Here is a 12,773-nt window from a genome sequence, read left to right as displayed (position 1 = left end):
CCCTGTACCGGCCATCACTCTGCCAATGTGGCGCCACCGCAGCACCAACACCCGCCGGGAATACGGCCTTTGGCGCGTATTCACCCGCGCTTCTACATGGGGAGAGCGATGCGCCCGATATCGCGTGCGGCTCTGGGCACGGCGACCGCCGTCGTCCTGGGCATGACCGCGGCCGTCCCGTCCGGGGCCGCGGAGGGGAGTGCCCCGGACGGCGGACGGCCGCTCGTCGGCAGCCCCGCCGCCGCTGCCAAGAGCTCCGCGGCGACGGTCACGCTGGTCACAGGCGACCGTGTCGTCGTCACCACCGACGCGAAGGGGCGCCCCACCGCGGCCGCCCTGCCCGCCGCCGACGGCAGCACCCCGCTGCTCCAGACCAGGCAGTCCGGCAAGGACCTGTACGTCTACCCGGACAGCGCCGCGAAGGCGCTCGCCGCCGGCCGCGTCGACGAGGAACTCTTCAACGTCACCGGCCTGATCAGGCAGGGCTACGACGACCAGCACAGCGCGACGCTTCCGCTCATCGCCACCTACGACACGTCCGTCGACGTCGCCCGCGGCGCGCCCGCCGTGCCGCGCGGCGCGAAGCGCGGACTCGTCCTCGACCCGGTCGACGGCGTCGCGCTGAAGGCCGACAAGAAGAAGGCCGCCGAGTTCTGGGACGACATCTCAAGTCCCCGCTCCCGCGCGGCCGGTGACCTGAGGAAGCTGTGGCTCGACGCCAAGGTCAAGTCGTTGCTCGCCGACTCCACCAAGCAGGTGCACGCCGACCAGGCGTGGGCCGCGGGCTACGAAGGCAAGGGCACCAAGGTCGCCGTCCTCGACACCGGCGTCGACACCGAACACCCCGACCTCAAGGGGCGCGTAGCCGAGTCGAAGAACTTCACCGACTCCGAGGACACCGACGACCACCAGGGCCACGGCACGCACACCACGTCCACCGTCGGCGGCTCCGGCGCGGCGAGCGACGGCAAGGAGAAGGGCGTCGCCCCGGGCGCCACCCTGCTCAACGGCAAGGTCCTCAACGACGGCGGCTCCGGCGCCACTTCGTGGATCATCGCCGGCATGCAGTGGGCCGTCGACCAGAAGGCCGACGTGGTGTCCATGTCCCTGGGCAACCCGTCCGAGCTGGACTGCTCCGACCCCATGTCGCAGGCCACGCAGGAACTCGCGCGCTCCTCGAAGGACACCCTCTTCGTCGTCGCGGCCGGCAACTCCGGCCCCGCCCTCAACACGGTCTCCTCACCGGGCTGCGTGCCCGAGGTGCTCACCGTCGGCGCGGTCGACGGCGACGACGGGACGGCGAGCTTTTCCAGCCGCAGCCCCGTCCAGCGCACCCACACCCTCAAGCCCGAGATCGCCGCGCCGGGCGTCGCCATCAAGGCGGCTGCCGCGGGCGGCCGGGGCGTGTACGCGTACCAGTCCATGAGCGGCACGTCGATGGCGACGCCGCACGTCGCGGGCGCCGCGGCCCTCGTCAAGCAGCGCCACCCCGACTGGGACGCGCAGCGGATCAAGCAGGCGCTCGTCGCGTCCGCCGACGCCGACATCCCCGGCGACGTACGGGAGACCGGCGGCGGGCGGCTCGACGTGAAGGCCGCCGTCGACCAGAAGGTCCTCGGCGCGGGCGCGGTGCAGGGCGGCACCTTCAACTGGCCCCAGGACAGCAGCGACCGCACCACCGTCCAGGTGCCGTACACCAACACCACCGACAAACCAGTGAAGTTGAGCCTCTCCGTCGACGGGGTCACCGGCAACGACGGCTCCGCCGTGAAGTCGTCCATCGCCGGGCTCGGCGCCCGTACGGTCACGGTCCCCGCGGGCGGCACCGCCCAGGTCCCGCTGGCCGTCGACCCGACCGCACACCTCAAGAAGGCCCAGTACGGCGACGTCACGGGCCGCGTCCTCGCCACCGGGCCGGGCGGCACGCACCTGAGCACCCCGTTCTCGCTGTACGTCGAGCCGGAGACGGTGACCCTGCGCGTCAAGGTCGTCGACCGGCAGGGCGATCCGGCCGGCGCCGGTTCCTCGCTCGACCTCGTCGGTACCGACGTGGCGTCCGGGGAGCGGCGCGTCAACGACGGCGCCAAGGAACAGACGTACCAGGTCAGACCCGGTGCGTACGCCCTGTCCGCGTTCGTCGCGACACCGGAGACCGAGGGCACGCTGATCGGGTCGGCGACGTTCCTCGGGCGCCCGGAGCTGAACCTCACCAAGGACACCACCGTCGTCCTCGACGCCCGCAATGCGCACAAGCTGAGCGTGCGGACGGAGCGGGAGAGCGAGATCCGCGGCGCCACCCTCGGGTTCGCCCGCACCTTCGGCGAGGACAACTGGCTGCACGCGGCGAGCATTCAGGGTTCGCGCACCGTGCGCGGCTACTACGCCGACGTGCTGGGCGAAGTCCGCGACGGCGACTTCGAGTTCGACAGCTTCTGGCGGGCCGCCGCCCCGCAGATCAGCGAGTTCGGCGTGGTCGGCGGGCCCGCGCTGCACCCGGTGACCGGCTCCACGAACTCCTCGAACCTGGATGGCACCGGGAAGTCCGAGGTCGTCTCCGCGGGATCGGGCACGGCCGACGAACTAGCCGCATCCAAGGGCAAGTTGGCGCTGGTGAAGCTGCCCGCGGACGGCTCCGCGGGCACGGTCGCGCAGGCCGCTGTCCAGGCGGGTGTGAAGGGCCTCGTCCTGTACCGGGAGGCCGCGGGCCGCTGGTACCCGTCCGTCGGCTTCGTCGGCGCGCCGATCCCGGTGCTCGCCCTGGAGGCGGCGGAGGGCGCGGCGCTCGCCGGGCGGATCGGGGCGGGCGCCACGACACTCCACTGGAAGGCGACGGCGAAGAGCCCGTACGTCTACACGCTGGCGTTCCCCGAGGGCGGGCAGATCCGCGGCGACCGGGCCTACCGGGTGTCGGACCGGAATCTCGCCGCGAACAAGGCCACCTACACGGCGATGGGCGCCGCCACGGACTACATCGACCTGCCGTCGGTGTCCCGCCCGAACGGCCTGGCCGCCGCGTTCGGCGACCTCGCGCTGGTCGCCGCGCCGTCCACCCGCACCGAGCTGTACTCGCCCGGCACGACCGGGTACGGGCACCAGGTGTCCAGCAGTTTCCCCTGGGGCGAGTTCATGATCGACCCGGTGCGGACGTACGAGAAGGGCGAGCGGCGGACCGAGCGGTGGTACGGCGGCGCGATGGCTCCCACCGCGCCGCTCGACGACTCCGGCAAGCAGGCGCTCGCCGCGGAACGCCAGGGCAATCTGATCGGTGTCGCGCCCGGGTTCTGGGGTGATGGCGAACACCTGGGCGTGCAGGGCTCGTTCGGGGACATCGGCAGCGTGGAGCTGAAGCGGAACGGGGAGAGCGTCGGCAGGAACGGCTGGCCGTTCGGCGTCTTCACGGTTCCGGCCGGGGACGCGGCGTACGACCTGACCCTCAGCACGATGAAGATCAACGGCGGCAAGACCTGGCTGCGTTCGCCGCAGACCACGACGACGTGGTCGTTCCGCTCGCACGAGGAGGCGGACACGTACTCGCAGGGCATCCCGCTGCTCTTCCCGCGGACGACGTTCCCGGAGGACGGCATGAAGACGCTCGCGGCGCGGGACGGTCAGCGGATCGGTCTGACGGCGACGGGTCACGCGGGCTACGAGCCGGGCGCCCTGACGAAGGCCGCGCTCTCGTACTCGTACGACGGCGGCGAGACCTGGGCCGAGGCGCCGACCTCGAAGCGGGGCGGTGAGTGGACCGCGACGGTCGACCACGCGGGCGCCTCCGGCAAGCAGGTCACCCTCAAGGTCCAACTGACCGACTCGAAGGGCAACTCGGTCACGCAGACGGTCAATCGGGCGTACGACGTTCGTTAGTTCGGACGCTCACTCGAACCGGTCCGCCGGGCGGTCCTCCCGTGGGGGTGGGGCCGTCCGGCGGGCCCATTTAGGTGGGCTTTTCCCGATGCCCCGTTTTCGTTCGGGCCGTGCCGTGGACAATGAGGGCATGAGCCAGCAGGGGGAGAGGCACACCGGTCACCCGGCCCAAGGGGACGACTGGTGGGGGAAGTTGTACGACAACGAGACCGCCGCCGAGGACACCGGACCCACCCCGTCCCCGGACACCCTGGACGACCGCTTCTCCTCGGCCGGAGCGGTTGCGGCTCCGCGCGGACCGGGAGACCCCGACGCCGCGTCGGGCCGGCCTCGGTCGGGGGACTCCGACGCCGCGTCGGGCCGGCCCCGGTCGGGGGACTCCGACGCCGCGTCGGGCCGGCCCCGGTCGGGAGACCTCGACGGCACCTCGGAGCCGTCGGAGGGGCGCCATGCCGTGTACCCGGAGACGCACCACGTCTGGGACGCGCCGGGCCCGCCTTCCGGCGCCGCCCTCCCTCCGGAGCCCCCGCACCCGCCCGCCGGGGACGCCCCCGGCCCAGCGGAGCCGAGCGCGCCACGGCCGCCGGCCGTCGGGGACGCCCCCGACGCATCGCAACCGGGCGCGCCACCGCCGCCGGCCGCCGCGCGTCCGGCGGGGGATGCACCCCGACGCGAGGCGCCCCCGGCGAATGCCGTACCGCCACCGCCAGGCCCACCGCCCATCGACTTCGGCGTGCCTCCGGCGGAAGCACGCCACCGCGAGGCCGCCCCGCCACCACCGAGGACGCCCCCACCTCCTCGGGAGGCGCCGCGCGCCGAGCCCGTCCCGCCTGCACCCGAAGCGCCTCCCGCCCCGCCGGAAGCGCCCTCCACCGGGCCCGTCCCGCTTCCACCGGAAGCGCCCTACGCCGAGGCCCCTCCCACCCCGCCGGGAGCGCCCCACGCCGACGCCGCACCGTCCCCGCCGGAGTCGGCCCTTTCGGGAGCCGGCCCCGCGCCCTCCCAGGCACCGCCCGTCGTCTACGTGGGCGACGGGCCCCCCACCTATGAGGCGGAGCCCACCGCCTTGCCGCTCGCCGACCCCGAGGATTTGGGGGAGCTCGTCGCGGACACCGTGCTCGACGGGGCGCGGTGCGGGGTGTCGACGCTGCGGGCCGCGTCCGTGCGGGGGGATTCCGCGCGGTACCGGGGGGAGCCGCGGCGCGACAGCCTGCTCACCGCGCGGTTCGGGAGCGGGGCGACGGCGCTGATCCTCGTGGCGATGGCCACCGGCGCCCGCGCCACGCCCGGCGCGCACCGGGCCGCCGCCGAGGTCTGCGACTGGATCGGGCGGGCCGTGGGGCTCAGCCACGCGCGGCTCGCGGAGGACATCAGGGCCGGCCGCCGCGGCGATCTGAAGTCCGGCCTCCACCGGCTCACCGACCGCAGCCTCGGCAAGGTCCGGGCCGGCGCCACCGAACAGGGCCTCGACCCGGAGGAGTACGCGGCGACGCTGCGCTGCCTGCTGCTGCCCGCCGACCCGGCCTGCCGCACCCGTGTGTTCTTCGGCGTCGGCGGGGGCGGCCTGTTCCGCCTGCGGGACGGCGAGTGGCGGGACATAGAGCCGAGCGTCGCCGAGCAGAGCGGCGCCCCCGTCGTCGGCTTCGGCTCGTCGCCGCCCGCCGAGACCCCGGACGGCGACCGCCTCACGATGGACCTCAGCATCACGACACCCCCGAGCCCCTACGAGCCCGCGCCCCCGCCACCCCGCGACGCCTTCCGGTTCCGCGCCTCGGTCGCCCGACCGGGGGACACGCTGCTGCTCTGCTCCCCGGGCCTCGCCGAACCCCTCCGCGGCGAACCCGATCTCGCCCGCCACCTGGCGAACAGGTGGGCGGAGACCGACCCTCCGGGCCTCGCCGCGTTCCTCGCGGACACCCAGGTCCGGGTGAAGGGATACGCGGACGACCGAACGGCCGCGGCCGTCTGGGAGGCGTGAGCACGCCCCGTATGAATTCATGGAACCCGGAAGAGTTGTGAAGCAACGCGGAGACCGGGTTCCGAAAGGGCGCGTGAGTCATGGCCAAGCAGAACGTCGCCGAGCAGTTCGTCGACATCCTCGTCCGCGCGGGCGTCGAGCGCATGTACGGAGTCGTGGGCGACAGCCTCAACCCGGTCGTCGACGCGATCCGGCGCAACGACGCGATCGACTGGGTTCATGTGCGACATGAGGAGACCGCCGCCTTCGCCGCCGGGGCGGAGGCGCAGATCACCGGCAAGCTGACGGCCTGCGCCGGCTCCTGCGGGCCCGGCAACCTGCACCTCATCAACGGCCTCTACGACGCCCACCGCTCGATGGCCCCGGTCCTCGCCCTCGCCTCGCACATCCCGTCCAGCGAGATCGGCCTCGGCTTCTTCCAGGAGACCCACCCCGACCGGCTCTTCTCGGAGTGCTCGCACTACAGCGAGATGATCTCCAGCCCGAAGCAGATGCCGCGCGTCCTGCAGACCGCGATCCAGAACGCCGTCGGCCAGTCGGGCGTCAGCGTCGTGACGCTCCCGGGCGATGTCGCCGACGAGGCCGCGCCCGAGAAGTCCATCGAGACCGCGATCGTCACCTCCCGGCCCAGCATCCGGCCCGGCGACACCGAGATCGACAAGCTCGTCGAGCTGATCGACGACGCCCAGAAGGTCACCCTGTTCTGCGGCAGCGGCACCGCCGGCGCGCACGCGGAGGTCATGGAGTTCGCCGAGAAGATCAAGTCACCGGTCGGGCACGCGCTGCGCGGCAAGGAATGGATTCAGTACGACAACCCCTATGACGTGGGGATGAGTGGACTCCTCGGGTACGGCGCCGCCTACGAGGCCACCCACGAGTGCGATCTTCTCATCCTGCTCGGCACCGACTTCCCGTACAACGCGTTCCTGCCGCAGAAGGACGTCAAGATCGTCCAGGTCGACGTGCGGCCCGAGCACCTCGGCAGGCGCTCGAAGCTGGACCTCGCCGTGTGGGGCGACGTGCGCGAGACGCTGCGCTGCCTCACGCCCCGCGTGAAGCCGAAGTCGAACCGCAAGTTCCTCGACCGGATGCTGAAGAAGCACGCCGACGCGCTCGAAGGCGTCGTGAAGGCGTACACGCGCAAGGTCGAGAAGCACACCCCCATCCACCCCGAGTACGTCGCCTCCGTCGTCGACGAACTCGCCGCCGAGGACGCCGTGTTCACCGTGGACACCGGCATGTGCAACGTCTGGGCGGCCCGCTACATCTCGCCCAACGGGCGCCGCCGCGTCATCGGTTCGTTCTCCCACGGCTCGATGGCGAACGCGCTGCCGATGGCGATCGGCGCCCAGTTCACCGACCGGAACCGGCAGGTGATCTCGATGTCGGGCGACGGCGGATTCTCGATGCTGATGGGCGACTTCCTCACCCTCGTCCAGTACGACCTGCCGGTGAAGGTCGTCCTCTTCAACAACTCCTCTCTGGGCATGGTCGAGTTGGAGATGCTGGTGGCCGGTCTGCCCTCCTACGGGACCACCAACAAGAACCCCGACTTCGCCTCCATCGCCCGCGCCGCGGGTGCCTACGGCGTCCGCGTCGAGAAGCCGAAGCAGCTCGCGGGCGCGCTCAAAGATGCCTTCAAGCACAAGGGCCCCGCGCTCGTCGACGTCGTCACCGACCCCAACGCCCTGTCCATCCCGCCGAAGATCAGCGCCGAGATGGTCACGGGCTTCGCCCTCTCCGCCTCGAAGATCGTCCTCGACGGCGGAGTGGGCCGGATGGTGCAGATGGCCCGCTCCAACCTCCGCAACATGCCGCGTCCGTAGCGGCCCTCAAGTCCGGATCACACCGGCCGCAGCCGCAGCGTCAGGATCTGGAAGGGCCGCAGCGACAGGGCGAGCCCGGCGTCGGACGTGTCGGCCGGGCGCAGCGGGCGCTCCAGGAGGTCCGTCTCCTCGGCGCCCGCCACCGGGAACGCCGCCGTGAGCGTCGCGTCCGCGCGCCCGCCCCGCGACTCGTACAGCCGCACCACGACATCGCCGCTGCGGTCCTCGGCCAGCTTCACCGATTCCACCGTCACCGCCGCGTTGTCGACCGTGACCAGCGGTGCCACGGGGGGCGCGGGTGCGATGCGCAACGGCAGATTCAGCGCGAGACCCTCAGCCACCGCCTCGCCGGTCGTCGCGCCCGGATGCAGCGCATACGTGAAGTGGTGGTTTCCGAGGTCGGTCTCCGGGTCGGGGGAGTGCGGGGCGCGCAGCAGCGTGAGGCGTACCGTGGTGCCGATCCCCTCCTCGTGTGCGGCACGCGTCACGTCGTGCCCGTACGTGGAGTCGTTGAGCAGCGCGACTCCGTAGCCCTCCTCGGCCACCCGCAGCCAGCGGTGCGCGCAGATCTCGTAACGGGCCGCGTCCCAACCGGTGTTGGCGTGTGTCGGCCGGTTGACGTGGCCGAACTGGATTTCGGCCGAGGACCGCTCGGCGTGCACGTCCAGCGGGAACGCCGCCTTGAGGACCTTCTCGGACTCCTGCCAGTCGATGTCCGTGACGACGTCGAGGCGCCGGCTGTCGGCCGCGAGCCGGTACTCCTGAGTGATCCGGGACTTCCCGAAGGTGCGGGTGACACGCACGGAGACCCGCAGCGGCCCGTCCTCGACCAGCTCCACCGAACCGGCCTCCGTGAGGTCGGTGCGGGTGTGCCGGTAGTGGGCGTCCAGGTCCCAGGCGTCGTACTGGGTCGGGTGGTCCGGGTGCAGTTGCAGGAGGTTGCCGCGGCTGCCGGGGGCGAGCGCCTCGCGCCCGCCGTTGCGCAGGTCCCGGACGGACGTGAGGAGTCCGTCGGCGTCGATGGTGACGGTGAGGTGCTCGTTCGCGAGGACGATCGAGCCGGTCTCCCGCGTCGCCGCCGCGTGCGCGCCGGGCCCGGGGGCCAGCCCGGCGGACTCCGTGAGGGAGCGGACGCCGAGGCCGTCGACGTTCACATGCACCAACTGCCCCTCGTGGGAGACGATCTCGCTGCGTGCGTACGGGGAGGTGTTGAGGGCCGACGGTGCGGACCCGCCCAGCCGGCGCACGGCGTCCGACGTGATGTCGTCCAGCTCCGCGAGCACCTGCGCGTAGGTCTCGCGGGCCTCCCGGTGGACCCAGGCGATCGACGAGCCCGGCAGGATGTCGTGGAACTGGTGCAGCAGCACCGTCTTCCAGATCCGGTCGAGGGCGTCGTACGGGTACGCGTACGACGGGTCGTGCAGCGCGGCGGCCGTGCACCACAGCTCGGCCTCGCGCAGGGCGTGTTCGGAGCGCCGGTTGCCCTGCTTCGTCTTGGCCTGCGTGGTGTACGTGGCGCGGTGCATCTCCAGGTACAGCTCGCCGGACCAGACCGGGGCCTTCTCCCCGTACTCCTCGTGCGCGGCCTCGAAGAACGCCGCGGGCCGCTCGATGTCGACGCGCGGCGAGCCCTCCAGGGAGCGCAGCCTGCGCGCCTTCTCCAGCATCTCGCGGGTCGGGCCGCCCCCGCCGTCGCCCCAGCCGAACGGGACGAGGGAGCGGGACGCGCCGCCCTTCTCCGCGAAGTTCCGCTCCGCGCGCGCCAGTTCACTCGCGTGGAACTGCGCGTTGTAGGTGTCCACGGGCGGGAAGTGGGTGAACACGCGTGTGCCGTCGATGCCCTCCCACCAGAACGTGTGGTGCGGCATCTTGTTCGTCTGGTTCCAGCTCAGCTTCTGCGTCAGGAACCACTTGGCGCCCGCCAGTTTCGCCAACTGCGGGAAGGCCGCGGTGTAGCCGAAGGAGTCCGGCAGCCAGATCTCCTCCGTCTCCACGCCCAGCTCGTCCTGGAAGAACCGCTTGCCGTGCACCAGTTGGCGCGCGAGGGCCTCGCCGCCGGGCATGTTGGCGTCCGACTCCACCCACATCGAGCCGACCGGCGACCAGTTGCCGTCCGCGACCGCCTTCTTGATGCGCTCCCAGATGTGCGGCTGGTGCTCCTTCACCCACGCGTACTGCTGCGCCTGCGAGCAGGCGAAGACCAGCTCCGGATAGTCGCGGGCGAGCGCCGTCACGTTCGCGAAGGTGCGCGAGGCCTTGCGGACCGTCTCGCGCAGGGGCCACAGCCACGCCGAGTCGATGTGCGCGTGCCCGGCGGCCGAGACCCGGTGCGCGCTCGCGTGCGCGGGCCGGGAGAGGACCTCGGTCAACTCGGCGCGGGCCGCGGACGCCGTACCCGACACGTCGTGCAGGTCGAGGGCGTCCAGCATCCGCTCCAGGGCGCGGAGGATGTCATGGCGCCTGGCCCGGTCCGCGTCCAGCTCGTGCATCAGCTCCGAGAGCACCTCGACGTCCAGCACGAGATGCCAGACCTCCTCGTCGAGTACGGCCAAGTCGGCAGACCGGAATCGGTAGTTGGGGCGATCTCCTGCGGTCAGTACGTCGCCGAGGAAGGTGGGCTCGTAGTCCCGCAGGACCGTCGGATTGGCCGCCGCCTCGAGCAGTAGGCTCACCGGTTCCCCGCCGGCCGCGCGCGCGGCGACGGTCAGATGCCGGTTGCGCGGATGGATGCCCTTGAGGGGCACGCCCGAGGCGTCGTACAGCAGCCCCTCCGCCTGGAAACCGGGTCCCTGCCCGGAGAAGCCGGGGTCGACGACCGCCTCGACGTGCCGCCCCTCCCACTCCTCGGGCACCCGCCCCTCCAGGCGGAACCAACTGGTGGACCACGGCTTTCCCCAGGCGGTGCCGGTCTCGAAGGGCTCGTACGCGCCCGCGAGGGCCTCGGACACCGGTACCGGTTCCCCCGGCGCGTGCCAGACGCTGATGCTGAGCGGCACCCGCGCCCCGTACTGCGCGGGCCGCACGAACTGGCGCATCGCCCGCTCCAGTCGGCCTTCCACGAGGTGTCGGTCGTCGTGCACGGCGGCTCCTTCGGTGCTCCTGCGGTGCGTGTCGGTGCTCGTACTGTGCCGGTCCCGGCGGCGTTCCCACGCTTCCTTACCCGGCGCGGCGCGGGACACCCCCGCAAGTGGTGGACCAATCAACAAGCGTGCCGATCAGGCAGCGGGGCATTCATCCCCGTGTACGCGTTCGAAGAGCAGGCCGAGCAGGAAAACTCCAGCCGGAAAGGCAGCGGATCGGCGTGTGGGCGGGGGCCATGAAACGGCAGTCACGAGGGGGCGCCCCAATGGGCGACACGGGCTCAATGACGTACGAGAAAGGGGGCGCGGCGGCACGCGCGGATCCGGAGGACGAGCCGCCGCGGCAGCTCAAACGCAAGCTGGGAAAGGCGGACCTGCGAGCCGTTCCGGAGACGAGGCGCGCGCTGCGCGAACTCCTGAGTCACTGGGGCAGGCCCGGAAGATCTGAGGTCGCGGAGCTGCTCACCAGTGAGATCGTGACGAACGCCCTGGTGCACACGGACTGCGAGGCGGAACTCACGGCCACGGTGGGCCCCCGGTCCCTGCGGGTCGAGGTCCGTGACTTCGTGTCGCGCCAGCCCAAGCCACGCGTACCGCACGCCGACGACGGTACGCACGGCACCAGCGGGCGCGGTCTCGTCCTGGTGCAGGCCCTCGCGGACGCCTGGGGCGTCGCGGCGCTCGGCCCGGGGGCCACGGGCAAGGTGGTCTGGTTCGAACTGGACGGCGGCGTCATGTGATTCCACGACGCCGCCGTACCACGGACGGGCTCAACCGAGCTGCTGCTCAAGGTCCTTGAGTTTCTGCTCCAGAGAGTCGAGCCGGGGCAGCGCCTGCGTGTCGTCCTCCGCCGTCAGGTCGACGGTGACGGGCGCCTTCTGGTCACGGGACTTGCGGATGCCCTTGACGGCCTGGAGCGAGGGCCGGGTGCGCACCGGAAGCTGTTCCGGTGCCGGCGAGGTCCCAGGCAGTTCGGACGGCGAGGAGGTAGCCGATATGGCGGACTCCGGGCCGCTCTGCCCGGAGGCGCCGGCCTCCACCTGCCGGGGATCGCGAGGGGCGAACCCCCGGCTCAGCGCCTTGAGTTGTGCACGCTCCAGCTTCTGGTGCTCGCGCTGGCGCATCCGGTTCTCGGTCTTCTCCCGCTTGTCCTCGCGCACCTCGTCCACGGCCTCGTCGAGGGTGCGCACGTTCTCCAGGAGCATCAACGACCAGGCGCTGTACGTCTCCAGGGGTGCGCGCAGCCAGCGCACGATCCGGATCTGCGGCAACGGCCGTGGCACCAGGCCCTGTTCGCGCAGCGCGGCGCGGCGCGTCTGCTTCAGGGCGCGGTCGAAGAGGACGGCGGCCGAGAGGGACATCCCCGCGAAGAAGTGCGGGGCGCCCGCGTGGCCCAGGCCCCTCGGCGCGTGCACCCAGTTGAACCAGGCCGCGGCGCCCGCGAAGGTCCACACGAGTATCCGGGAGCCGAGTGCGGCGTCGCCGTGGCTGGCCTCGCGCACCGCGAGCACCGAGCAGAACATCGCGGCGCCGTCGAGCCCGAAGGGGACGAGGTACTCCCAGCCCCCCGACAGGTTCAGGTTCTGCTTGCCGAAGCCCACAAGGCCGTGGAAGGAGAGGGCGGCGGCGACGGCCGCGCAGCAGAACAGCAGCACGTACGAGGCGGTGCCGTAGACGGCCTCCTTGCGCCTGCGGCGCTCCTCGCTGCGTTCCCACGAATCGTCGGAGAACATGCCCGTGTCCTTCTTGGCGCCCCCGGCGCGCCTGCCGCGCGCGAGCACTGCGACCGCCGCCAGCATGCCCAGGAGCAGTACGGCGCCCGGCAGCAGCCAGTCCAGCGATATGTCGGTCAGTCTCATCTGGGGTCCCTTGCATCGCGAAAAACAGAGGTACAGCGCGGAGTGCTTCGTTGGAAGGGTGGTGGTGGGAGACGGGTGGGAGGAACGGCGCCATATTGGCCCAGCCGTCCGAGCCCGCAGGGGGGTTTCGGGGCAAGAGAACGCCATTGGTGTGCAAGGGGGCGCG

The 12,773-nt window shown here is 71.9% G+C and carries 6 protein-coding genes; 4 read left to right on the top strand and 2 right to left on the bottom strand.

Going from position 1 to position 12,773, the window contains the following annotated elements:
• Positions 1-108 precede the first annotated feature (108 nt).
• From ACIA8D_RS25115 to ACIA8D_RS25105, 3 genes are all read left to right on the top strand, one after another.
• Entirely contained in the window at positions 109-3,864 is a 3,756-nt protein-coding gene (locus tag ACIA8D_RS25115) for a S8 family peptidase (protein WP_399235640.1), read from the top strand.
• Between the two features lie 130 nt (positions 3,865-3,994).
• Positions 3,995-5,842, top strand: coding sequence for a protein phosphatase 2C domain-containing protein (locus tag ACIA8D_RS25110; protein ID WP_399235638.1), 1,848 nt, complete (start codon positions 3,995-3,997; stop codon positions 5,840-5,842).
• 80 nt (positions 5,843-5,922) lie between these two features.
• Entirely contained in the window at positions 5,923-7,668 is a 1,746-nt protein-coding gene (locus tag ACIA8D_RS25105) for a pyruvate dehydrogenase (protein WP_399235637.1), read from the top strand.
• 17 nt (positions 7,669-7,685) lie between these two features.
• On the opposite strand, the gene ACIA8D_RS25100 is transcribed toward ACIA8D_RS25105, so the two are convergent.
• On the bottom strand, positions 7,686-10,748 hold the full coding sequence (locus ACIA8D_RS25100; protein WP_399235635.1) for an alpha-mannosidase: 3,063 nt from the start codon (positions 10,746-10,748) through the stop codon (positions 7,686-7,688).
• Positions 10,749-11,032: 284 nt separating this feature from the next.
• Between ACIA8D_RS25100 and ACIA8D_RS25095 the strand changes: the two genes are divergently transcribed.
• Positions 11,033-11,488 carry an ATP-binding protein gene (locus ACIA8D_RS25095; RefSeq protein WP_399235633.1) on the top strand — a complete coding sequence of 152 codons (456 nt, stop codon included), beginning with the start codon at positions 11,033-11,035 and terminating at the stop codon, positions 11,486-11,488.
• Positions 11,489-11,518: 30 nt separating this feature from the next.
• Here ACIA8D_RS25095 and ACIA8D_RS25090 read toward each other — a convergent pair whose 3' ends face one another.
• A complete protein-coding gene (locus ACIA8D_RS25090) occupies positions 11,519-12,607 on the bottom strand; it encodes a DUF2637 domain-containing protein (RefSeq protein ID WP_399235631.1) in 1,089 nt (362 codons plus the stop codon).
• Between the last annotated feature and the right edge of the window lie 166 nt (positions 12,608-12,773).

Source organism: Streptomyces sp. NPDC051684 (genome assembly GCF_044453445.1).
Taxonomy (GTDB): domain Bacteria; phylum Actinomycetota; class Actinomycetes; order Streptomycetales; family Streptomycetaceae; genus Streptomyces.
This window is presented reverse-complemented; position numbering and strand designations above follow the sequence as displayed.

Bases quoted from the DNA above. Each gene is read 5' to 3' on its own strand.
- ACIA8D_RS25090 (WP_399235631.1), bottom strand. From the start codon at position 12,607: ATGAGACTGACCGACATATCGCTGGACTGGCTGCTGCCGGGCGCCGTA.
- ACIA8D_RS25110 (WP_399235638.1), top strand. From the start codon at position 3,995: ATGAGCCAGCAGGGGGAGAGGCACACCGGTCACCCGGCCCAAGGGGAC.
- ACIA8D_RS25115 (WP_399235640.1), top strand. From the start codon at position 109: ATGCGCCCGATATCGCGTGCGGCTCTGGGCACGGCGACCGCCGTCGTC.
- ACIA8D_RS25095 (WP_399235633.1), top strand. From the start codon at position 11,033: ATGACGTACGAGAAAGGGGGCGCGGCGGCACGCGCGGATCCGGAGGAC.
- ACIA8D_RS25105 (WP_399235637.1), top strand. From the start codon at position 5,923: ATGGCCAAGCAGAACGTCGCCGAGCAGTTCGTCGACATCCTCGTCCGC.